The sequence below is a fragment of the Acinetobacter sp. NIPH 1852 genome, from assembly GCF_022549455.1.
Lineage (GTDB): Bacteria > Pseudomonadota > Gammaproteobacteria > Pseudomonadales > Moraxellaceae > Acinetobacter.
Genome location: NZ_JAKZGG010000008.1, coordinates 1 through 24,116, shown reverse-complemented (window position 1 = coordinate 24,116; position 24,116 = coordinate 1). Strand labels below are relative to the sequence as shown.

The following is a 24,116-nucleotide window of genomic DNA, read 5'->3' as shown; positions in this document are numbered from 1 at the left end:
AAGAAAACCCCGCATAAGCGAGGCTCTCTACATTCAAAATATTTACAGCAATAAACTGCGAATATCTTTTAACAACTTGGTGAGCTTATTACTAAAACGTGCCGCATCCGCACCATTAATCACACGATGATCATAAGATAACGATAGTGGCAGCATTAGTCGCGGATCAAAATCTTTGCCATTCCAGACTGGCTGCATGGTTGCAGGTGAAATACCCAAAATTGCAACTTGAGGCCAGTTGACCAGTGGTGTAAATGCCGTACCGCCAATTGAACCTAAGCTGGTAATAGTAAAGTTCGCACCTTGTAAATCTTTCGGTGACAACTTACGATCACGCGCTTTTTGGCTCAGCTCAGCCAACTCAGTGGCAATTTGCTTAATCGATTTCTGGTCAGGATTGCGCAATACAGGAACGGTTAATCCATCTGGCGTTGCAACTGCAATGCCCATATGAATTTCATTACGCAATAGCACTGATTTTTGATCATCCGCCAAGTGTCCAGCAAAATAAGGCTCTTCTTTCAGCAAGTGTGCAACCGCTTTGGCAATGAATGCCAAGATAGTTAAGCTAAGACCCTGCTTTTTGAAACCATCTTTGAGTTCACCACGCCACGCTTCTAACTCAGTGATATCCGCTAAGTCGAACTGTGTAACTTGGGGAATAAAGTTATTCAATGACAACTGCGGCACAGAGACTTGCTGCAAGCGCGTCATCGCTTTTACTTCACCACCACCGAAGGCATTAAAGTCAGGTAAAGCTGGCAAACCAGAAGCCGCTGGTGCAGCTTGAGTTGTTGGACTTACTGGCGCTGTGGTCAATCGAGTTTTTACATATGCAAAAACATCGTCTTTCATTACTCGACCATGTTCACCCGAAGCTTTGACTTGCCCAAGTACCACACCCAATTCACGTGCCAACTTACGCACGGCAGGCCCTGCATAAACCTTGGCATTGTCTGCTTCTTGTGCTTTAGTTAACTTATCTGTTTGTGTTGCAGCAGTAGGCGCTGATGCCGCCACTGCGGGCTGCGGTTTTTCCGCGGCTTTAGGCTCTGCCGAAGGAGTGGTCTGGGTCTTTGTTGCGGCTGGCGCAATTGCCTGACCACTGACTTCAACCGTTGCCAACGGCATCCCTTGGCGCACATCTTGATTCAATGACACATGAATGGCTTTTACGATGCCAGCAGATGAACTTGGTACTTCAACCGAAGCTTTGTCCGACTCGACCACGCATAAACTTTGTTGTGCTTCTACACGATCACCGACATTGACCAAAATTTCAGAAACAACCGCCTTATCTACACCAAGATCAGGCACTGTGATTTCAACTTCACCTGTTGTAATGCTGGTTGAGGCAGGTGCTTCAGCTTCAGCAGGTTCAGCTTGCGGTGCTGACGCAGTTTCAGTGGTTGTTGTTTTGACTTGAATCAATACAACCCCTTCTTTAACACTGTCACCTTCTTTAATCTGAATCGATTCAACCACACCTGCGACCGAGCTTGGCACTTCTACTGTGGCTTTGTCTGACTCAACCACTACGATGCTTTGCTCAGTTTCAATCTGATCACCAACTTTGACCAAAATTTCTGCAACCAATGCTTTTTCAACACCAATGTCAGGCACTTTCACATCAACCACTTGCGTCGCAGTCGCTGTTTGAGCCGCCACAGGCGCTGGTTGAGTTTCAGTTTTCTCAGGTTGCGCTTCCGCTTTCGGACTTTCAGACTTTGGTGCTTCTGTAGCCGTCTCTTGTGCAGCTTGAGATTCTTCCTCAAGCTCAATCAGTGCAACGCCTTCTGTGACTTCGTCACCTTGTTTTACCAAAATGCTTTTGACGACCCCTGCGGCTGTGCTTGGTACTTCAACCGTTGCTTTGTCTGATTCTAGAACCAAAAGGCTATCCTCAACTGCAACGTGATCACCCACTTTTACCAAGATTTCTGCAACAAGAGCCTTATCTACGCCAATATCAGGTGCTTGGATTTGCATGATTATTTCCCCTCACCTGTTTGCGCTTCATGGTATTCAGCAACTGCCTGAACTTCTGGATGCGCTTGTGGAGCCCAAGCCACTGGACGATCGGTATCTAACTCAAAGTTAGAAATTGCATCTTTAACTAAACGGGCATCGACTTCACCTTCGTCAGCTAATTTTTTCAACGTCGCAACAACGATATGCGCAGCATCAACACCAAAGAAACTACGTAAGTTCGCACGTGTATCTGAACGGCCATAACCATCTGTACCTAATGCAACAAATGGACGACCATCAGGAAGATATGCACGAATTTGTTCGCTGTACGCACGCATATGGTCTGTAGCAGAAACGACGATACCTTCTGTACCACGTAATTGTTTAGATACCCAAGATTCTTTCACTTCTTCAGCAAGCGGGTGTAAACGGTTGTATTCTTCACATGCCATGCCATCACGTGACAACTCATTGAAGCTCGTTACACTCCAAACGTTTGAGTGGATTTGATACTCATCACGTAAGATTTTCGCAGCTTTAATCACTTCACGAAGAATGACACCTGAACCAAGTAATTGGACAGTTGCTTTTTCATCATTTTCGAACAAGTACATACCACGTTTAATGCCTTCCTCAGCGCCTTCTGGCATTGCAGGATGCTCGTAGTTTTCGTTCATTACAGTTAGGTAATAGAACACGCGCTCTTGGTTTACATACATACGTTGTAAACCGTCATGAACGATTACAGCTAACTCATAACCAAAACATGGATCATAAGATACACAGTTTGGAATTGTGTTCGCCAAGATATGTGAATGACCATCTTGGTGCTGTAAACCCTCTCCGTTCAGTGTAGTACGGCCAGCAGTAGCACCAAGTAAGAAACCTTGTGCCTGTGCATCACCAGCAGCCCATGCAATGTCACCAATACGTTGGAAACCAAACATTGAGTAGTACATGTACATTGGAATCATCGGCAAGTTATTGGTTGAATAACTGGTACCTAACGCCGCCCATGCACTCATCGCACCCGCTTCGTTAATTCCTTCTTGAAGCATGTGGCCATCACTTGCTTCACGGTAATGCATGAGCTGTTCTTGATCTTCTGGGGTATATTTTTGACCGTGAGCAGCATAAATACCGAGCTGACGGAACATGCCTTCTAAACCAAAAGTACGCGCTTCATCTGGAACAATTGGTACTACGCGGTCTTTAATTGCTTTTTCTTTCAGTAAGGCAGAAATTAAACGTACCATCAACATCGTGGTCGATTGTTCTTTACCACCTGAACCATTTAATACAGCATCAAATACAGATAATTCAGGAATCGCTAAAATTTCACTCTCTTTACGACGTGCAGGTAGGTAACCACCTAATGCTTCACGACGCGCCTTCATATACTTCATTTCTGGAGAGTTTTCACTTGGGCGGTAGAATGGAAGCTCTTCTAACTTATCATCTGTAAATGGCAGGTTAAAACGGTCACGTACATATTTCAAAGAGTCGACCTGCATTTTTTTGATTTGGTGAGTTTTGTTCACCGCTTCAATTTCCTCAGACAAACCGTAACCTTTAACCGTTTTCGCAAGAATAACGGTTGGTTGACCTTTGGCTTTCATTGCTTCTGCATAGGCAGCAAAAACTTTGTACGGGTCATGACCACCACGGTTAAGATTATCGATGTCTTCATCGCTTAAATCTTTTACAAGTTCCGCAGCTTCTGGGTACTTGCCAAAGAATTTCTCACGTGTATATGCACCACCTTTCACTTGATAGCGCTGGTACTCACCATCAACTGTTTCTTCCATTACCGCTTTTAAAGCGCCTGAATTATCTTGAGCAAGTAGAGGATCCCAATGACGACCCCACACCACTTTAATGACACGCCAGCCCGCACCACGGAATAAAGATTCTAATTCTTGAATAATTTTACCGTTACCACGTACAGGACCATCGAGACGCTGTAAGTTACAGTTCACAACCCAAATTAGGTTATCAAGCTTTTCACGACCAGCAAGTGAAATTGCACCCGTACTTTCTGGCTCATCCATCTCGCCATCGCCAAGATATGCCCAGACTTTACGATCTTCTTCTTTAATCAAACCACGATTCATCAAATATTTTTGAATGTGTGCTTGGTAGATCGACATGATTGGACCAAGACCCATTGATACAGTTGGGAATTGCCAATAGTCCGGCATTAAATACGGATGTGGATAGCTTGGTAAACCGTTACCGCCAACTTCACGGCGGAAATTACTTAACTGTTCTTCAGTTAAACGTCCTTCAAGGAATGAACGTGCATAAATACCAGGAGCACAGTGTCCTTGGTAATAAATCATATCTCCGCCAAAGTTATTGCTGTTTGCGCGGAAGAAATGGTTAAAACCTACGTCATATAATGTTGCACTTGATGCGAAGCTCGCCAAGTGTCCACCTAAATCATCACCTGTTTTATTCGCACGAAGTACCATTGCTAAGGCATTCCAACGAATCAATGCACGAATACGGCGTTCCATATCTTGGTCGCCGGGCATCGCAGGTTGTTCTTCAACTGAAATCGTATTGAGATAAGGTGTATTTAAGCGTTGAATTGGAACGTGTTTCGCAATCGCCCGTTGATAAAGCTTTTCCAGTAAGAAAGCAGCGCGCTCCGTGCCCATGTGCTGCAATACCGAATCAAAAGCATCTTGCCATTCTTGGGTTTCCTGCGCGTCAGAGTCGCCATAAAACGCCATATAATTCACCTTTTCCCTTAAGTTATATTGTTGTTGCTATATTTATCATGTTTTGGCTTCATAAAGGTATTGCCCTAAATGAATACAAAAGCACTTAATATTTTTTTCCTAAATAGTCATTGACCCAAATCAAACATAAAACATAAAAAATCGCCAATAAAGGCGATTTTCTTTAAATATTTATATACAACTGTTAATAAATTACATTAAGGCAACATTGCAAGGTAAGTTGAAGGGTTTCTGCGTTGACCATCTTTCACAACTTCAAAATGTAAATGAGGTCCAGTACAACGGCCTGTACATCCGACATTGGCAATATGCTCACCAGCGCCAACACGATCACCTGCACTCACCATTAAGCGTGATGCATGTGCATAACGTGTGACATAACCGCTGCCATGGTCAATTTCAACATATTGACCGTAACCTGTACCCCAACCTGCTTTGGTCACAACACCAGGACCAGTTGCATAGATAGGTGTACCTGATGGTGCCGCAATATCAACACCTGAATGATGACGGGTCGAACCCAATAAGGTGCGATTGCCCCAAGTGGAACTTACTCGGCCTTCTTGTAGTGGATGACTCACCAACCAAGAATGACCTGTACCCGCTGAGAAAGATGATCCGCTGTCTTGGCGACCATATTTTTTCTCAATGCTTGCATTATTCAATTCAATGGTTTTTTCGCGCAATTTAACCGATACATTGGATACAGCAGGTAAATCAATATCATCAGGGTGGGTATAAGAACCTTGAGCTAAGGTATTTGATAACTGTTCTAAACGATCAGCAGCATTTGCTTGATTGATATTTTGATAGTCTGCAAAAGCAACTGAAGCAGCTGAAGCCGCCAATGAAAATGCCAGTAAAATACGACGCGTATGATGCATAAAAAACCTCTTGAAACCGTCCTTAAAAAGTCCCTTTATCATCTCTTCCTTGATAACAGCCAAAATAAACGCTTAAGATGGGCATATCTCCTCGAAGGAAGTTGACATGTCTGAACCTAGCAACGTTTTTCAACAGAAAGGACAACGTACAAAAACTGGAAACTTAACGTTTCTAACGACGCAAGTCACACAATGGACACAACTTACGAAAATTATTCAACCTTTACTGCCCCAACCAGAGCAATGGCAAGTTGTTTGTTATCAACATGGTGTTCTGATCATAACCGGTGAAAATCAAGCAATGATTAGTCAACTCAGTTATTTGCAAAGCCACTATGTTGCGCAGTTAGCTCAACTCCAAGGACTTCATGATTTACGAAAAATTCAAGTTCGTTTAAGACACAAAGTTATTGCACCTCAACAACCATCCCCCTCATCAAAAGTACTTACATCAGAGACCCAAGAGCTATTGCGTAGCGCCGCTGAATATGTGAGCGACCCTAAGCTTAGCCAAGCTTTACTACGTTTGGCAAGCAATAAAAAGTAAACCACTCAATTTAAGTGACGGAATCTGCTGTTATTTTCCGTGATGTGCTTCTCATTTCAGCATGTTACATTATAACATAGGCATTGAAAGACAATGACTTATGTCACACTTACATACGGAATTGGACAATTCTTCTCGTCATCAAATGTTACAATTTCATAGCTGCTTGGATCATTTTGAACATTGCGTAAGAGCTGATTATTGAGTGCATGACCTGATTTATAGCCATCAAACTTCGCAATGACCTGATGTCCAAGGAGATATAAATCCCCGACTGCATCCAAAATCTTATGCCGGACAAATTCATCCGCAAAGCGCAATCCTTCTTCATTGACCACACCTGTATCATCCACCCCAATCGCATTGTCTAAGCTCGCGCCCAAGGCAAGATTATTGGCTTTTAAGTAATCTAAATCTTTCATAAAGCCAAAAGTGCGGGCTTCACTCACTTCATAGACAAAAACTTCTGTGGAAAAATCAATGGTGGCTGACTGGTATTCTTTAGCAAAGGCAGGATGATCAAAATCAATGGTAAAGTTCAACTGAAAGCCTGAATGCGGCGTAAAAATCGCGCGTTTATCTTCTATTAATGCTTCAACAGGTTTTAAAATTCGAATAAATTTTTTCGGCGCATCTTGCTCAGCAAGCTCACCTTGTATGAGTAAATAAATAAATGGCCCTGCACTTCCATCCATAATCGGAACTTCAGAAGCGGATACCTCAACAATTAAATTATCAATCCCAAGACCGGCAATGGCACTCATGACATGTTCGATGGTGCCCACCTTAATGTCTTCACGGACCAGATTGGAACACATAAAGGCTTCTTGAATCAGCAAAGCATCGGCTGGAATATCAACTGGCGGATTTAAGTCGATACGGCGAAAGACAATACCTCCATCAATATGGTGTGGAACAAAATTAATCAGCACCTTTTGACCACTGTGCAGACCAATACCGCTCGCTTTCACCACACGTTTGAGAGTCCGTTGTTTCAACATGCCATGCCAACTTTATTTGCAAAAACCGCTATAAGTTAGCATATTTAGGGTCTTTTGGCACTTCATAAATGGATTGCCTTGTCAAAGAAAATCTCATCAGAGCTGAAATAAAACGTAAGCAATAGCGACATGACGACCCATTTATTCTAAAAAATAAAAAAAGGGGTAATCAATACCCCTTTTTAACCATCTTTTTATTCGACTATTTACGTTGCTGATTTTTCAAATAGTCTTGAATGCTCATCGGTGATGACAACGGTGATGAACTTGGCGCTGCATTGGCTGAAGCCTCTGCATTCGCACGCTTATTGATCGCAGGAACATCATCTTCATCAACAGCTTGGGTTGCTTGAGCGGAAGCATGTGTAGCAGTCGTACGTTTTTTATGATCAACTTCGGCTGAATTGCGTGTTAAACCCGTTGCAATAACGGTGACACGAAGCTCATCACGGGCATCTGGATCAAATACCGTACCGTAGAAAATCTCACCATCGTCCAAATCAACGATTTGATTGACGATATCGGTAATAATTTCTGTTTCGCGAAGGGTAATATCATCGCCACCCGTAATATTGATCAACACGCCTTTGGCATTGATAATATTTACATTATCAAGCAACGGGCTGCGAATCGCTTGCTCAGCAGCTTGACGTGCACGATCTTCACCACGGCCTAAACCAGCACCCATCATGGCGTAGCCACGTGTACTCATCGCTGTTTTTAAATCGGCAAAGTCAAGGTTAATGTGACCACGATTGACCACCAGATCAAAGATACTACGAACCGCATTTAGCAATACATCATCTGCCTTTTTATAGGCATCTTTCATTGAAATATCACCATAAACACTGAGTAAGCGCTGGTTCGGAATGATAATCAAAGAATCAACATGTGCTTCTAAAGCATCAATGCCTTTTTCCGCAGATTTTTGACGACGACGTCCTTCAAAGTTGAATGGAGTCGTGACAACACCAACGGTCAAAATCCCCATTTCTTTGGCAACTTCAGCAACCACTGGCGCCGCGCCGGTACCTGTACCGCCACCCATGCCCGCAGTGACAAAGACCATGTCAGTGCCTTCAAGGTGTTGGCGAATCACTTCACGACTTTCTTCTGCGGCAATCTGACCCACTTCTGGGTTTGCGCCAGCGCCTAGGCCACGCGTGCTTTGCTCACCCAATTGAATCTTGAATGGTGCATTCATAGAGTCAAGTGCTTGCTTATCTGTATTGGCACAGACAAATTTCACACCTTGAATATCAGACTGCGCCATGTGCTGAACAGCATTACCACCACCACCACCAACACCAAACACTGTGAAACGGGCTTGACCGTTGCCATCGTCTAGTTCATCTTCTATAAATTCAAATGAGGCCATGACCTTTAGATTTCCTAATATATTAATGGCAGTTACTTCAGCCCGTTACTGCCCTGATTTTTAAAACTACTGATGTTTAGGATGCTGTGCAATAATCATCAACTTGTCAAGTAGAGTGACTTAGTATTACAACTTCCTAACAAATTTTCCTAAAAATAACTACAACTGAGGGTTTGTTGAGATTTCAACCATAGCTTGCGTTATTGACTAAAACCACGAAAATGAGGCATGAAACGAAGACAATGGCGCCCCCTTGCCAAGTTTCATAACGAAGTTTGCGGAAGTTTTAGTCATAACCCTTCGGGACAGGGACATTTTTTGCCGCTACTACGTTATGTTCTGCTTATTTAGAATGACTAACTTTTGCAAAACATGCCTTGAATCAGCTAAAAAATGTCCACTGTCGCAAGCATCTGTGAAATCTCAACAAACCCTAGAATATAGCCTTTAATTTGCTATTCAATGCATTCCAACCATTGGCAACCCGATCCACAAAACTACGATCCGCAGCTTCCTCTGGTTCTTCAACCACATCTTGCAAATCACTTTGGCTAAACATCAACAAACCTGAAGCAGTGGCATACATAGAGCGACGCAAAGCTGGCAAATGCTGATCATCGGCATAGACCTGTAACGGCGGATTGCCCAAATGTGCAGAGACACCAAGCATCCGTCGTGCCAAATTCACCATACCTTCGATTTGACAAGCATCACCCGTTAACACCACACCATGATACAAACCATGAATCGCACCACTATGCTGTAATTCATCACGAATCAGCGCAAAGATTTCCTCATAACGTGCAATGATGATTTCTGCAAGTTCAATACGACTAATGGTTTGCGTGCCATCAATCCCCTGTACTTGGATCATATGATCAGGTTTCACCACACTCAGATCCACACAACCATGCAGTATCTTGATCCGCTCAGCTTCATCCGTGGTGGTCTGTAGAACAGCAGCAATATCACGCGTTACATTTTCACCACCACGCTGCAAAGTACGGGCTAGCGCTAGACGTCCATCTAGATATACCGCAATATTGGTAATACCCGCACCAATATCTACCAAACACACGCCATATTCTTTTTCATCTTTGAGCAGACTTGCTTCCGCGGTTGCTAAGCAAGACACCACCATTTTTTCCACCCCGATATTCGCGCCTTTCATCGCACGATCAAGGTTTTGCATGGTACTAATTGGCATCATCATCAATTGATAATGTCCCGTCATACTGTGTGCAGACATATTGACGGGGTTCTGCACCCATTCCGCCGAATCACCCAACTCAAAACCAAGTGGCACTGCACTTGCTAAATAATAATCTGGGGAAACATGACTGGCTTTCGCCAGCTCTAACGCTCTGACTACTTCATTTGTTGTAATAATATGATCATGGTTGGCCACAGGTGTACGACCAGAAGCATAAAAACTCTGTAATTCTGTACTCGGAATAGACACCCAAGCGCTATGAATACGGCACTCCGCCATATCCTCAGCTTCGGATACTGCGTTTTTAATCGCCGCAATGACCTTGTCTAGACTGACAATCTTGCCCTTAACCATACCTCGGTTACGAGCGGATGCCATGCCAATGACTTGAATCTTGTCCGGCGCATGGATTTTACCAATTAAAACTGTGACCTTATGAGTCCCAATATCAATCGTAACAACTGAGGGAACAGTTTCACTCATTACTTGAATACCATATTTTGTTGTGTAGTACGGGCAAACTGCCTGTTGTTTTCAAGCCACGTATTATGGCTTTGCCTGAATTGCACCTGCAAGGCTTGTGTCATCAATCGTTACAACAAACTGACCGTTGACGATCTTAGGCGGTGTTGCGTTTCTCCATTGAATGGCAAGACCATTCCGATAACGCAAGTCAATCGCCGAGATTTTGGGCCATACAGGTTTAAGATCCGTTTGTGCCAAATGGCTTAAGCGTTGTAGTTTATTCATGGTCTGATCTTGATCTACAATAATACGTAACCCCGAATCAAACTGCATAAACCACGTCATACGCTCAGTTAAATACAACTCTTTTAAACGCAAATCAGCAGGCAGAAACAGCTGATTAATTTCATTATAACGACGCATCATCATTTTGGATTGGCTGGTCGGACCATGTAAAAGCGGTAAATTTGGATGTGCTTTTGGCACAGCTTCGCTAAATACTTCACCATTATCACTAAGCAAACGCCCTGTTCCCCAACGCGCAATTGCATGACGCGGCATCACCCGCACACGAATTGCATTTGGCCAAGCTCGTGACACGACCACACGGTCGACCCATGAAACGTTTAATGCTTGATCTCGAATGAGTTCTAAATCTGAAGTGAAATAATTATCTTTAATAATCGGCGTTAATTTCTGAACCAATAACTGGTTTTCTTGTTCTGAATTTGCACCAACGACCTGCAATTCCGCCACTGTGGCATCAGTCATGACTTTATACAAGCCATAAATACCCAGCGCCAGCACTGCAAATGCGATCACCAGCAACACCCAGCCGCCCGCATTCACCATCTTTTGTTGAGGTGAAGGCGGTTTCTCGTGGATAGAGCTAATCGCTGGCCGTGATTTACGGCGCATGGATGCAGGGAGTTGAGCCATGAATTAAGCCGACTTTGTTAAGGTTGGCTCTAAAATCGCAACGCAGAGCTGATCGAAACTATAACCCACGGCTTGTGCTGCTTTCGGCACAAGAGAATGACTGGTCATACCCGGAACGGTATTCACTTCCAACAACCAAAAGTTGCCTTGCTCATCTTGCATGGCATCAATACGCCCCCAATCTTCCGCACCGACAGCTTGGAACGCACGTAAACAAAGCGTTTGTAAACTTTGCTCTTCAGCTTCGCTTAACCCACAAGGAATCCCATATTCAACATCATTACGTTGATATTTAGTTTCATAATCATAAAACGCCACATCTGCTGGCGGTTGTAAACGAATTACAGGTAAAGGCTGACCATTCAAAAATGAAATGGTAAATTCACGACCCGTAATCCATTTTTCTGCCATCACCACAGCATCATGCTGTGTTGCTTTTTCAATGGCAGCAGCAAAGTCTTCTGCTTTCTCAACCTTACTCATGCCGACACTTGAGCCTTCATGCACAGGTTTAATAATCACAGGCAAGCCCAATTCCGCAATCACAGCATCCAAGTCAGTCGCTTTGCTAATAATGCGGTATGGCGCTGTTGGCAAGTCACTGCCTTGCCAAATTTGCTTGGTTTTGACCTTGTCCATACCAATCGCAGAACCTTGTACCCCAGTGCCTGTATAGGGAATATTTAACCATTCCAATACCCCTTGGATCTGACCATCTTCGCCACCGCGACCATGCAACACGATAAAAGCGCGATCATAAGCAACCAATTCAGTCACACTACGATCTTGTGGATCAAATGCTTCTGCTTGCACGCCTGAACGCAACAATGCATCTAAAACGGCTTGACCACTATCCAATGACACAGCACGTTCAGCCGACTTCCCACCAAACAACACAGCAACTTTGCCGAATTTTGCAGCATTTGACACGTTTATATCCTTAAAACTTTAATACAAAATACAATTATTTGGCATACAAGCGATGCTGAGCCAATTCTACCGAAATTGCCCCCACGTTACCTGCGCCTTGTGTTAATAACAAGTCATTCGCTTGTAACACTTTTTGTAAAACACTTGGTAAATTGCCTTCGACTGGATCAACCAAGATCGGCTCAACCTGACCACGTAAACGAATACTACGCGCTAAAGCACGACTATCAGCACCAACCACTGGTTTTTCACCTGCGGAATACACTTCCAATAACAACAATTGATCGACTTGAGATAACACATCCACAAAATCATCAAAACAGTCACGGGTACGACTATAACGGTGCGGTTGGAACATCATCACTAAACGACGATCTGGATGGCTGGCACGTGCCGCTTTGATGGTGGCTTCGACTTCTTTAGGATGATGACCATAGTCATCCACCAATTTCACCAAGCCATCTCCGACTTCAAATTCACCTTGAACTTGGAAACGACGTCCGACACCACTAAATCCTGCTAGAGCACGACAAATCGCCTCATCCGAAACGCCCTCATCGGTTGCTACCCCAATCGCTGCCAATGCATTCAGCACATTATGCAAGCCTGGTTGGTTGACGGTGACACGTAACGGTTCACGATCTTTACGCAGCACAGTGAAATGTGAACGCATACCATCTTGTTCTACATCAATGGCACGAACGTCATTATCGTCATCAAAGCCATAAGTAATCACAGGACGACCCACTCGCGGAAGAATCTCGCGAATATTGGCATCATCACCACAGACCACAGCTAAGCCATAGAACGGTAAATTATGTAAAAACTGGATGAAGGTATCTTTTAACTTGTCAAAGCTACCGTCATAGGTATCCATGTGATCCGCATCGATATTGGTGACGATGGCTGCCATCGGTTGCAAATACAAGAACGATGCATCTGACTCATCGGCTTCAGCCACGATAAAGCGACTTTCACCAAGTGCAGCATTTACACCTGTGCTATTCAACAACCCACCGATCACATAGGTCGGATCAAGGTTTTCTTCAGCCAACATGGTGGTCAGCAAACTGGTGGTGGTGGTTTTACCATGCGTACCTGCCACAGCAATCCCGTGACGATAGCGCATCAACTCACCCAACATTTCCGCACGACGCACGATCGGCGTACGCTGCTCAATCGCGGCTTTGATCTCTGGGTTTTCAGGATCGATTGCAGTTGAAACGACCAATACATTGGCATTTTTAATATTTTCAGCACTATGACCAATATACACTTTGATGCCATTGGCTTCGAGTTGCGCTGTGGTCTTAGAGGCTTTAATGTCTGAACCTGAAATTTTATAGCCTTGGTTACCCAACACTTCAGCAATACCACACATCCCCGCACCACCAATCCCCACAAAATGGATGTGTTTAATACGGCGCATCTCTGGCACTTTAATCAGCTTTTTAGCTTGGTTTGGATTTGTTGGAGACATAAATAAAACTCGAATTACAATTTTTTAATCAGATCAACCACATGCTGAGTTGCATTCGGTTGTGCTTGTTGACGTGCTTTAATGGCCATTTCAGATAAAAGCTGGCGGTTGAGTAAACTCGCCAACAGCTCATCTAAAGCTGCTGGCGTCATCTCTGCTTGCTGACAAATCTTGGCAGCCCCTACATTTGCGAGGAATTTTGCGTTTGCGGTTTGGTGATCATCTACCGCAATTGGTAAAGGTACAAAAACCGCAGCCAGACCAGCAGTGGCGACTTCAGTAACCGTCAATGCGCCCGCACGACAGATAATCAGATCTGCTTCACTATAGGCTTTGGCCATATCTTGAATAAAGGGCTGAACTTCAACATGTAAACTCGCAGGCGCAGCTTGATAACGATTTCGCGTTGCATCTTGCTGATTTTGACCACATTGATGGAATACATTTAACGGCACATTGAGCTTTTTTAAAGCCTCTGGCAAACGTTCATTTAATGCTTGTGCACCCAATGAACCACCGACAATCAAAATATTGATCGGTTGCTGCTCTTGTTCCCGACTTTGATAACGCCATGACGGATTCAAAATCGCGCTGATTTCAGCTCGCACAGGATTGCCTGTGGTGACTACTTTATCACTGCTTGGGAACGTATTTGGAAAAGCCTGACAAACTGTTTTTGCAATCCGTGACAGTTGGGTATTGGTAAAACCAGCAATGGCATTTTGCTCATGAATTAATACTGGAATACCCAGCAAACGTGCCGCCAAACCACCCGGTCCTGCAACATAACCACCAAAACCAGCGACAGCATCAATCTTGAGCTGCTTCATGTAGCGCATTGCGCTTAAAGTTGCTTTTAAAATTTTAAAAGGTGCAGTGAGTTTACGTAATAAACCATTGCCACGCACACCTTGGATATCAACTTGATAAATCGGAATATTTTGATCTTTGAGTAAGCGATTTTCCATACCAGTTGGCGTCGCCAACCATGAGACTTGACAACCTTCTTGTTGAAGTTGTTTGGCAACAGCAAGCGCAGGAAAAACATGCCCACCTGTACCAGCGGCCATCATCAAGACATGTTTGGGTTTGTTCTGTGGTGAATTGGTCACGGTGTAATTCTTCAACTCAAAAAAGAAGGTTATCGTCTATTGTTTTCGGCAGTTATTTTAATCCTAAAGTTTCATTCACGAAAAGCGAATTTCACTTGTTTACAACAGAAAGCTATACTTTTTGCAATTGTTTGCTAAAAACATGATGATGTCTACATCTAATTGCCCATTTACTGCTAAATTAACATAAAAAATAAATGGGCAATTCGGTCAAAAATTGATAATAAATTAGTTTGTACGACCCGCTTCTAACACCGCAAATAAATCATCGGCAATGGCAGTGCCAAATTGGTCATCAATCTCACGAATACAGGTTGGACTGGTGACATTAATCTCGGTGACATAATTGCCAATCACGTCTAATCCGACGAAAACCAGACCTTTTTCACGCAAGAATGGTCCAACTTTTGCCGCAATCATTTTGTCATTTTCACTCAGCGGACGAGCTTGTCCTAAACCACCCGCAGCCAAGTTGCCACGCACTTCACCGTTTTGTGGAATACGCGCCAAGCAATACGGGACTGGCTCACCATTAACCATCAAAATGCGTTTATCCCCTTCCACGATTTCAGGAATATAACGCTGCGCCATGATTGGACATGTGCCCAATACAGTGAGCATTTCTAAAGTTGAACCAATATTCACACCATCTTGATATAAGCGGAAAATCCCTGTACCACCCATGCCATCCAATGGTTTTACGATGACATCACCATGTTCTTTAATAAATTCACGAATTAAACTTTGTTGTGAAGTCACCAAGGTCGGCACTTGTAGCTCAGGGAATTGGGTAGCAAATAGCTTTTCATTACAGTCGCGTAAGGATTGTGGTTTATTGATAATCCACGCACCTTCACGTTCCGCCTGTTCCAAGATATAAGTGCTATAGACAAAATTCATATCAAACGGCGGGTCTTTACGCATCAACACCACGTCATAAGCAGCAATCGATTCTTTTTGCTTCTCGCCTAACTCATAATAATGGTCATAATCTTCAAACACTTTTAACGGCGAAATCAAACCAAAAGCTTTACCTTGATCGATATACAAATCTTGTTGCAATGCATAACCCAACTCATGTCCACGACGGCTGGCCGCCCATAACATCGCCATGGTGGAATCTTTTTTTAGATTCACAGTTTCAATCGGGTCCATCACTACAAGTACACGCATAATCTGACGCTCGTATTTTTAATCTTGGCAAAAGTATAGCGAACTTTAATGATGATGTTTAAACAAGTTATGTAATTCTTAACTATAAAAAAATCTATTTTATTCAGTCTTCTACAACGATCTATATAGCAGGTCTGAATTGATCATTGATTAAAAATCAGAAAATTACTGGTAGATGATTTCAATACCAGTAATTTCCAAATCATCAACACTTTATCTAACTTATGCCAAAAGTTTTTGAATATCTTTGCCAATTTTTTCAGGTTTTGTCGTTGGAGAGTAACGTTTGATTACTTCGCCATTTTGATTGATCAAGAACTTGGTGAAATTCCATTTAATGCTTGCACTGCCTAAAATGCCTTTCGCTTCCGAAGTTAAGTATTGATACAAAGGATGTGCAGTTGGCCCATTCACGTCAACTTTGGCAAACATCGGAAATGATACGCCATAGTTACGCTGACAGAAGCTGCCAATTTCTTCATTGCTTGATGGGTCTTGATTGGCAAACTGGTTACATGGAAAGCCTAAAATCACGAGACCTTGCTGTTGATAGTCTTGATATAACTTTTCCAGTCCTTCAAATTGTGGGGTTAAGCCGCATTGACTTGCGGTGTTGACCACCAGTAAAACTTTGTCTTGATAGTCTGCAAGGTCCTTTTGCTCGCCTTCTAACAGCTCAGCCTGAAAATCATAAATTGTCGTCATAACAGTTCTCTCTTCAATAAAAATGTGCAATATCCAACGTCGCTGTTTCGGTGATTCAGCTACATGGCAAATAATATTGCACACAATTATCTTGTGTGCAAGTTAATTATGCGCAATATACTTTCCCGCATTTCCAAACTATACTGTTCTCTAGCAATAATGATGGTGTTGAGGAGTAAAGCATGACTGAAATTTCTTACTTGGATAATCAAGTGTGTTTTGCGATGTATTCCGCGACCAATGCGATGATTCGTCAATATCGCCCGTTACTTCAGGAATACGACCTGACCTATCCGCAATTTATTGTGCTGCTGGCTTTGTATGAAAAGGACAATGTGACTTTGTCTGAAATTGGACAAAAGACCTTTTTTGATTCAGGAACGCTCACGCCAATTATTAAAAAACTCGAAGAAAAACAGTTTTTAAAGCGTGTTGCGGTTAAAGAAGATGAGCGGATGAAGAAAGTCATCTTGCTGGAAAAAGCGCTTTCTGCAAAAGATGAAATCACTTTAATTCCATTTAAACTCGCCTGCTCTTTGGGTGTCGATCCGAATGATTTGGTGGCGATCCATAATCTTTGTCATCGTTTTTTAAAGGGTTTAGAAAATTCTAAACTTGAAAGTATGAGTGAATAAATGCAACAAGCCATTGTTGGATTTCATTTAGATGACGAAGGACATTACGTAGCTGATCTGACTTGTGGTCACACTCAACATGTGCACCATGATCCACCGTGGCAAAATCGCCCTTGGGTTTTGACTGAACAAGGGCGTAAGGAAAAGTTAGGTGTGATGTTGGAATGTAAAAAGTGTGAGGAGATAAAATCTGGATAAGAGGTTTTATGTTAAATTTAATTTTTTGTAAAAGAAAAAATGATGAATATTGAGATTAAAATTTTAAATGTAAGTGATGTTAACGATTTTAGAAATATTCGACTGGCAGCGTTATTAAACGCCCCAAAAATGTTTGGTTCTAGTTACTCAATAGAAGTAACCAAGCCATTAGCTTTTTTTCAGAACTGTTTATCAAACTCAATAGTATTTGGCGCTTATCACGGAAAAGAAATCATCGCTTTAGCAACGTTAACACAAGAAACAGTCGCCAAAATTTCCCATAAAGCCTATCTATCAAGTTTATTTGTTCAACCAGAATTTCAAAACAAAGGTATCGCAAATGAACTACTTCAAGCAGTTATAGAACATAGTAATAAACATGTCGAACAAATATTACTTACAGTCGCTGATGACAATAACTCTGCCATTCATCTTTATAAGAAACTTGGTTTTCAAATATATGGTAATAGCCCAAAGCCTTGAAAAATAATATGCAATATAGTGATAAGCTATCTAATAGTATCTTTTTTTTGTTTAATTGAATTCAGTATTGCATCTATAACATATGACTCACTTGTTTTATTATTACTCTTATCTATAAGTAAATTTGATTTAGCAGTATCACCATAAAGACGATAAACAGCAGCTAGAAATTCATTATTATCATCTATTGGCATAACTTCATAAGCTTTTTTTGCAAAATAAACCACCTCTCTTTTAACTTTTTCAGGTTTATTTTTAATCAGCAAAATAGAGGCTTTTAGTACATATATAGAAGAAAGTATATTTTTATCCATAACATTATGAAGTTCTATTTTTTCTCCTTCGACCAATTCATTGCTAATTTTCTTTAAAAGCTTATCAATAATTTGATCCGTCTTTTCGTAATCCCCTTCAAAATAAGAGACTCGAGCTTCCAAAAAAACATAGGGATTGCTACCCTCCTTGTAACATTTTTTTAATAACTCAGCATACCTAGATCCATCTGAATCATTATTAGTAATTGATGCTATTGCGAGCATTGAATTGTATATGGTGCATAGTTGAGAAATGCTTGTTATTTTCTTTTCTTCTTTTAAAAGTATATTTTTTGCATCGCCATATTTTTTTTGATCTATTAGATCTATTGCATCATACATATCAAAATGATCGTCATTAGGATGTTTGTTTGAACTCGCCAAAGCAAATTGACTTAAGTTTAAGACTGTAATAAAAAAGACAAGCAGATATCCCACTGGGCTTATTTTTAGAAAAAATTCTCTATTTAATAAACTCATATCTTTACCTCAGTTGTTAAGTTCTGCATCATTCATGTTATTAACTTTTCCTAAAATTAAAATAGTATACCTTATACAAAATACTTGATCGTTTCCTTTTCGCATCAATCTTTAATACGCTCTAGAACTCAGCGCACTAGAACAGTTTATCTGATATCACATACCACAAATTCGCTCTTCAATTTTTTAAAAATCAATCAGATAAGCTGAAAAAAGAACTGTTATTTTTTTTCATCCATATAAAAGCTGATACCCCCGTAATAACGCAACATATTTACGAAAAATATCTTTATATTTCACTCTATAAATTAACCCTTGACCTCAAGCTAAGTTGAGCTTTTATAGTTGCGTTTTAACCTTAGATACATGGAAAGATTGATGAGTGATTCAAATAAAACATTTCTCATTTACGGGGTCAGTAAAGGGCTAGGAAAAGCCATTGTTCAAACTGTACCAAAGTCAACAGATACCATCTATGGCGTATCTCGCACCCAACCACGAGAAATTCCAAACTTAAACTGGATCTGTACTGATCTTTCCAAACCTGAACAAGCTGTAAGTGATGTACAGGCTGTGATTGGACAGCAAAAAATTGATGTGCTGATTTACAACGTGGGCATTTGGGAACAACAGGCATTTAGCGAAAATTATAATTTTGCAGACGTTCCTGCCGCTGAAATCAACCAAATCATTAATACCAATATCACTACTTGTATCCAATCCATTCAATCACTCATTGAAAATCTAAAACTATCTGATAACGCTAAAATCATTCTGATCGGTTCGACTTGGGGCGTTGAAAATCATAACGGCAAAGAACTTGTTTTCTCCGCAACCAAATTTGCCCTAAGAGGCATAGCTCAATCCCTCAGAGAAATCTTACGTGAACATTTAATTGGGGTAAGTGTACTGAACTTGGGCTACCTTGCCAGTGAATATGAGATCGAAAAACCTGTTGAAGAAATTTTAGAAGAAACGGAATATTCACTAATCCCTTTGGCAGATGTTATTCATGCGATTAATTTTATTATTTCAACCAGCAAAGCAAGCTGTGTTAAGGAAATCTTGATGCCTGCAATGTTGGATCAGAATGTTTAGTTTTTTTACGCTTAGGTTCTGACTATATAAATGATCTTTCATGACAAGTCGCACTTGGGTTTTAACTAAAAAAATATGTCATCAGAAACCAAGGGCGATGTTGGAGTGCAAACGTCGTATATTCTAGATAAACACACATAAGTTAAAAAGCCCAATATATTATTGAGCTTTTTAATTATAAATAATTTATATGTCCATTTTTCTAAATAAAAAGAAAGGTAAATTTCGGATAATCATCATAATGATCGCCCATTTACCTGGCGTATAGACGGTTAATTTACCTTTATCAATTCCTTGCACAATATCACGAGCGACTTGTTCAGGCGAGGCAAGCTTGCCTTTACCAGATATCCCAGCCGTCATAGGGGTTGCTGTCGGGCCCGGCTTAATTAAAGTTGCTGTGACATCAGAGCCCGTTAAAGCTAGGCGATGTTGTAATCCTTGTAGATATTTATCAATCAGCGCTTTCGATGCACCATACACATAATTCGATTTACGACCACGATCACCAGCGACTGAACCAATTACTGCCAATTTTCCATGATTATGTTCAATCATATGTTTAGCAATAATTTCAGTAAATAAAACAGGTGAAATTGCATTTACTTCGATTGCCTGTTGGCATTGAAGTAAATCATTTTGACATTGATCTTGATCTGGTAAATTACCATGAGCAATTAGGGCAATATCGATTTTCCCCTGTTGATTGATGGTATTAATGCAATCCTGAATGGCTGTCGCATTTAAAAAATCAACGGTCTGAAATTGGATGTTAGCTTGCGGGGTACGGACTTTAAGATCATTAGCAACACGTTGTAGCTTGTCTTGGTCTCGCCCTAACAAAATAATTTCATAAGGCTGCTGCTTAAGCCAGAGTCTGGCACAATGTTCGGCAATAGCGGAGCTTCCACCCACAATTAAGATTTTTGGTTGATTTGACATTTAAGCCCCTAATAGACGACGAGACATTTCCGAGCTGATGCCTGGATCTCGATATTTTAAAAATTCAGTAAAGCGAGGATAGCCCGCTTCAAATAGTGATCTTGGCATACGCGCATCTTTGGCTAAATAAAGGCGGCCTTGTGCTTGTTGTACAATATGATCCAATTCATTTAATAACTTTAATGTTTTTTCCCCACGATTAGGGAAATCTAACGCCAAAGTAACGCCAGACTTTGGGAAACTCAGCAATCCCCCAGATTCACGATCACCAAAGGTTTTTAATACAGCTAAAAATGAGCCCTCACCCGATTTTTTAATGGTGTTTAACATCTCTTGAGTGACTTCTTTGCCAATCTCTTTCGGGACCACACTTTGATATTGATAAAACCCTTTGGGTCCATACATTTTGTTCCATTCATGCATGGCATCTAACGGATAAAAGAATGGCTCGTAATGTACGGTTTGAGGCTGTTTTTTTAGCGAATTTCCATGGAAATAAGCAAAATTAAAGACAGGTAAACTGAGTTTATTGACTAATGAAATAGGTGGAGTGATTGGAAATGTTTTATCGTTAATTTTAGGTTCTATATGAGTTGATTCACTTGCTAGGTTGCCCCTTGTAAAAAGTCCTTTGGCATTCGCACCATTCATACAATCAATCCAAGAAACTGTATATTCCCAGTCTGATTCTGATGAATCAGAGAGTGCAAAAAACTCATCTAGATTGTGGTAAGGAATGGTTTCTGAGTCAATCCATGAACTTTGAACTGAACGTAACTGAATTTTTGCTTCTAAAATGATTCCTGTTAGACCAATCCCACCTAAGGTTGCATAGAACCAATCTGCTCTTTCAGTCTTTGAACACTCAATAACTTCACCATCAGTACGCATTAATTTAATGTATAGAACGTGATCACCAAAAGAGCCAAAAGCATGGTGGTTTTTGCCATGTACATCATTCGCAATGGCCCCACCGACGGTAATCATTTGTGTTCCTGGTGTTACAGGTAACATCCAACCTTGCGGAATCAGTGTTCTATGAATATCTTGTAATGTAGCACCCGCTTCGCAGTGTAAAATGCCAGTATTTAAATCAAAAGAAATCAAATGATTCAGAGCTGTCGTCAGCCATAAAATACCATTACCATTTAATGCGACATCGCCATAGCTACGCCCCATACCATGAGCGATACCCGGGAACGCACCATGTTTTATTTGTTTGTATGTTTGTGAAGGCGTTATTAAAGGAATAATGTGATGTTCAGCGTCAGAAAGTCTGCCCCAAGCCTGTACCTTTTTCATTTATGCCTCAACTTTACGAAACACAAAATGTTTATCTAAGTAATATTTGCAAATATAGCCAATCATTAGACCGATTATTCCACCCACGTAACGCATTTCTTTGGTTCCAAAAGCTGCGTGAAAGCCAAACTCAAAGCCCCAGAAAATAATAGTCGTAAAAATACCCATGATGGTATAAAGCATAAAAACCTTTCCATCATGTTTTGTATTTAGGGTTTTATATTTAAAAATGTATTTTTTATCCAGCACATACTTAACAACTAAGCCAACACCTGTACCAATAAAAATTGAAATAAAAATATAAAAATTTCCAACATAAATGTAACTAGAAATATCTTGTGCTACAATATTGCAAAACGTTGCAATTATAGCAAATGCTGTATAGAGCAATGCGAGCTTAATCGAATCCATCATTTATATTTAATAGCGCTGAAAAACAAATGTATGATATAGCAGAAGATCGGTCTTTTCTAGCAGAAATCCCTGGACTGATTAAACTAATACGACCTAAACAATGGCTCAAAAACAGCTTTGTTTTTGCACCCTTAATTTTTGCAGGTGAGTTTTTACATTTAGGGTCGATTTATTCCGTATTATTTGCGGCATTTTTATTTTGTTTAGCTGCTTCAGCGGTCTATATTGTTAATGATTTAAAGGATATAGAAAAAGATCGGGCGCATCCTGAAAAGTCCAAAAAAAGGCCTTTAGCCTCAGGTCAGGTAAGTCCACAAAGTGCAATTATTTTATTAACTTTGATTTATATTGCTTTAGGGTTCTCTTGGCTCATTGCTCCGCAAGTAATCTACGTAATCATCGTATATTTACTGCTGAATTGGGCCTATACCTTTAAACTGAAGCATGAACCAGTTATTGAAATCTTCATTGTAGCTTTTGGTTTTGTATTACGAGTATATGCAGGTGCGGTCGCCCTTGCAGTGCCTGTCTCTGATTGGATGTTTATTACCACATTAAGTATTTCACTTTATCTAGCTTCGATTAAACGTCGTCAGGAACTCGTGCAAAGCGGTTCACAAGGACGTGGAGTACTTGCACACTATTCAGTAAGTTTGATTGACCGCTTTGCGGGCATGTCTGCCATTACTGCAATCATTTTTTATAGTTTATATACGATGGCAGTACAGCCACAACTCATCATTACAATCCCTTTTGTAATGTTTGGATTATTCCGTTACTGGTTTATCGTTGAAACCTTAAAAGGTGGGGAATCTCCGACTGACGTAATCGTTCAGGATTGGCAAATTTTATTGACTGTTGTTTTATGGATAACATGTTGTATTTGGACATTATGGCCAGCTTAACTTTATCTTGGATTATCTTGTGAATTATTATATTTACCTTATTACCCCATTTTTGGCTTGGCTAGTAGCTGGCTGTCTAAAATTTCTTATTAATTCAATTAAAGCAAAAAAACTGGCTTTTGGATTAATTGGCTATGGTGGATTGCCGAGTAATCATAGTGCCATTGTAAGTAGTATGGCTGCGCTTATTGCCCTTAAAGAAGGCATTGATACACCTGCTTTTGGGGTTGCACTCACGCTCGCATTTATTGTGCTGTTAGATGCGAATAGCTTAAGACGTGCAGTTGGTAAACACGCGGTGGCGATTAATCAATTAGCTAAAGATACTCCTGAATATCAACAGTTAAGAGAACGCATGGGTCACACAAAGATTGAGATCTTAGCTGGTGTACTGGTTGGTTGTTTTGTTGCATATTTAGCTAGCACGTTATAAATCAAATATTAAATTGTGACTATATAACTCATAAATGTTAGTTTAGTCACCAATTTACTCCATTTTAGCATTAGTTATCTAATAGTTATTTCATAATTAATTTGTAGCAGCATACTTATGAACACGTTAATTAAAAGCAACAAAGAATATATTTTATATTCCTTGTTAACCCTTATTGTAATTGTATTTATTCACAGCAATTTATATTCCTTTGACTTTAAAATAATATTGCATGACTACTTATATTCACAATGGGTATTTAGCTATGACTAGGCTTTGTTGCACAAACCTATCTGTAAAGGGTTTTTCAGCGATATAATTTTCAAATGAAGAAGCCTACACACAAAATCTACCGCACAACCAATTG

At 40.9% G+C, this 24,116-nt stretch carries 22 protein-coding genes and 1 pseudogene; 7 read left to right on the top strand and 16 right to left on the bottom strand.

The window, feature by feature from the left end; translation table 11 throughout:
• Nucleotides 1–42: 42 nt before the first annotated feature.
• The 3 genes from MMO38_RS08040 to MMO38_RS08030 form a co-directional block, all read right to left on the bottom strand.
• On the bottom strand, nt 43–1,989 hold the full coding sequence (locus MMO38_RS08040; protein WP_241323200.1) for a 2-oxo acid dehydrogenase subunit E2: 1,947 nt from the start codon (nt 1,987–1,989) through the stop codon (nt 43–45).
• Nucleotides 1,990–1,991: 2 nt separating this feature from the next.
• Nucleotides 1,992–4,709, bottom strand: a complete 2,718-nt coding sequence (gene aceE / locus MMO38_RS08035; protein ID WP_241323199.1) for a pyruvate dehydrogenase (acetyl-transferring), homodimeric type — start codon at nt 4,707–4,709, stop codon at nt 1,992–1,994.
• Between the two features lie 206 nt (nt 4,710–4,915).
• A complete protein-coding gene (locus tag MMO38_RS08030) occupies nt 4,916–5,602 on the bottom strand; it encodes a M23 family metallopeptidase (RefSeq protein ID WP_004673436.1) in 687 nt (228 codons plus the stop codon).
• A 106-nt stretch (nt 5,603–5,708) separates the two neighbouring features.
• Between MMO38_RS08030 and MMO38_RS08025 the strand changes: the two genes are divergently transcribed.
• On the top strand, nt 5,709–6,149 hold the full coding sequence (locus tag MMO38_RS08025; protein WP_005194054.1) for a hypothetical protein: 441 nt from the start codon (nt 5,709–5,711) through the stop codon (nt 6,147–6,149).
• Nucleotides 6,150–6,247: 98 nt separating this feature from the next.
• On the opposite strand, the gene lpxC is transcribed toward MMO38_RS08025, so the two are convergent.
• From lpxC to MMO38_RS07980, 9 genes are all read right to left on the bottom strand, one after another.
• On the bottom strand, nt 6,248–7,150 hold the full coding sequence (gene lpxC / locus MMO38_RS08020) for a UDP-3-O-acyl-N-acetylglucosamine deacetylase (RefSeq protein WP_004673438.1): 903 nt from the start codon (nt 7,148–7,150) through the stop codon (nt 6,248–6,250).
• A gap of 202 nt (nt 7,151–7,352) precedes the next feature.
• Complete coding sequence (gene ftsZ, locus MMO38_RS08015) at nt 7,353–8,528, bottom strand: cell division protein FtsZ (protein ID WP_004673440.1); 1,176 nt, start codon at nt 8,526–8,528, stop codon at nt 7,353–7,355.
• 433 nt (nt 8,529–8,961) lie between these two features.
• Nucleotides 8,962–10,224 (bottom strand): cell division protein FtsA, encoded by a 1,263-nt coding sequence (gene ftsA, locus MMO38_RS08010; protein WP_004673441.1) that lies wholly within the window; start codon nt 10,222–10,224, stop codon nt 8,962–8,964.
• Nucleotides 10,225–10,287: 63 nt separating this feature from the next.
• Nucleotides 10,288–11,145 (bottom strand): cell division protein FtsQ/DivIB, encoded by an 858-nt coding sequence (locus tag MMO38_RS08005; protein ID WP_005194055.1) that lies wholly within the window; start codon nt 11,143–11,145, stop codon nt 10,288–10,290.
• A gap of 3 nt (nt 11,146–11,148) precedes the next feature.
• On the bottom strand, nt 11,149–12,075 hold the full coding sequence (locus MMO38_RS08000; protein ID WP_241323198.1) for a D-alanine--D-alanine ligase: 927 nt from the start codon (nt 12,073–12,075) through the stop codon (nt 11,149–11,151).
• Nucleotides 12,076–12,109: 34 nt separating this feature from the next.
• Nucleotides 12,110–13,555: a UDP-N-acetylmuramate--L-alanine ligase gene (gene murC, locus MMO38_RS07995; RefSeq protein ID WP_004673448.1), complete on the bottom strand. Its 1,446-nt coding sequence runs from the start codon at nt 13,553–13,555 to the stop codon at nt 12,110–12,112.
• Nucleotides 13,556–13,569: 14 nt separating this feature from the next.
• Nucleotides 13,570–14,667 (bottom strand): undecaprenyldiphospho-muramoylpentapeptide beta-N-acetylglucosaminyltransferase, encoded by a 1,098-nt coding sequence (murG, locus tag MMO38_RS07990; protein WP_241323197.1) that lies wholly within the window; start codon nt 14,665–14,667, stop codon nt 13,570–13,572.
• 228 nt (nt 14,668–14,895) lie between these two features.
• A complete protein-coding gene (gene gshB / locus MMO38_RS07985; RefSeq protein WP_241323196.1) occupies nt 14,896–15,840 on the bottom strand; it encodes a glutathione synthase in 945 nt (314 codons plus the stop codon).
• A 222-nt stretch (nt 15,841–16,062) separates the two neighbouring features.
• Complete coding sequence (locus MMO38_RS07980) at nt 16,063–16,545, bottom strand: glutathione peroxidase (RefSeq protein WP_241323195.1); 483 nt, start codon at nt 16,543–16,545, stop codon at nt 16,063–16,065.
• Between the two features lie 182 nt (nt 16,546–16,727).
• Here MMO38_RS07980 and MMO38_RS07975 point away from each other — a divergent pair, with 182 nt between their 5' ends.
• The 3 genes and pseudogenes from MMO38_RS07975 to MMO38_RS07965 all read left to right on the top strand — a co-directional run bounded on the left by MMO38_RS07975 (nt 16,728) and on the right by MMO38_RS07965 (nt 17,920).
• Nucleotides 16,728–17,180 (top strand): MarR family transcriptional regulator, encoded by a 453-nt coding sequence (locus MMO38_RS07975; RefSeq protein ID WP_241323194.1) that lies wholly within the window; start codon nt 16,728–16,730, stop codon nt 17,178–17,180.
• Nucleotides 17,181–17,378: a DUF3565 domain-containing protein gene (locus MMO38_RS07970; protein ID WP_241323193.1), complete on the top strand. Its 198-nt coding sequence runs from the start codon at nt 17,181–17,183 to the stop codon at nt 17,376–17,378.
• Nucleotides 17,379–17,417: 39 nt separating this feature from the next.
• Nucleotides 17,418–17,920: pseudogene (locus MMO38_RS07965) on the top strand (GNAT family N-acetyltransferase).
• On the opposite strand, the gene MMO38_RS07960 reads toward MMO38_RS07965, so the two are convergent.
• The gene (locus tag MMO38_RS07960; protein ID WP_241323192.1) at nt 17,888–18,655 is read right to left on the bottom strand and encodes a hypothetical protein; all 768 of its coding nucleotides are present in this window, start codon (nt 18,653–18,655) and stop codon (nt 17,888–17,890) included. The pseudogene MMO38_RS07965 and the gene MMO38_RS07960 sit on opposite strands and share 33 nt — an antisense overlap.
• Nucleotides 18,656–19,033: 378 nt before the next feature.
• On the opposite strand from MMO38_RS07960, the gene MMO38_RS07955 reads away from it, so the two are divergent.
• Nucleotides 19,034–19,753 carry an SDR family oxidoreductase gene (locus MMO38_RS07955; protein ID WP_241323191.1) on the top strand — a complete coding sequence of 240 codons (720 nt, stop codon included), beginning with the start codon at nt 19,034–19,036 and terminating at the stop codon, nt 19,751–19,753.
• A gap of 186 nt (nt 19,754–19,939) precedes the next feature.
• On the opposite strand, the gene MMO38_RS07950 is transcribed toward MMO38_RS07955, so the two are convergent.
• The 3 genes from MMO38_RS07950 to MMO38_RS07940 are packed head-to-tail and all read right to left on the bottom strand — an operon-like array spanning nt 19,940 to nt 22,411.
• Nucleotides 19,940–20,695 (bottom strand): SDR family NAD(P)-dependent oxidoreductase, encoded by a 756-nt coding sequence (locus MMO38_RS07950; RefSeq protein WP_241323190.1) that lies wholly within the window; start codon nt 20,693–20,695, stop codon nt 19,940–19,942.
• On the bottom strand, nt 20,696–21,997 hold the full coding sequence (locus MMO38_RS07945; RefSeq protein ID WP_241323189.1) for an FAD-binding oxidoreductase: 1,302 nt from the start codon (nt 21,995–21,997) through the stop codon (nt 20,696–20,698).
• Complete coding sequence (locus MMO38_RS07940; protein WP_241323188.1) at nt 21,998–22,411, bottom strand: GtrA family protein; 414 nt, start codon at nt 22,409–22,411, stop codon at nt 21,998–22,000.
• Nucleotides 22,412–22,437: 26 nt separating this feature from the next.
• On the opposite strand from MMO38_RS07940, the gene MMO38_RS07935 reads away from it, so the two are divergent.
• Complete coding sequence (locus MMO38_RS07935) at nt 22,438–23,316, top strand: decaprenyl-phosphate phosphoribosyltransferase (protein ID WP_241323187.1); 879 nt, start codon at nt 22,438–22,440, stop codon at nt 23,314–23,316.
• Nucleotides 23,317–23,335: 19 nt separating this feature from the next.
• Entirely contained in the window at nt 23,336–23,749 is a 414-nt protein-coding gene (locus MMO38_RS07930) for a divergent PAP2 family protein (protein WP_241323186.1), read from the top strand.
• Nucleotides 23,750–24,116: the final 367 nt, after the last annotated feature.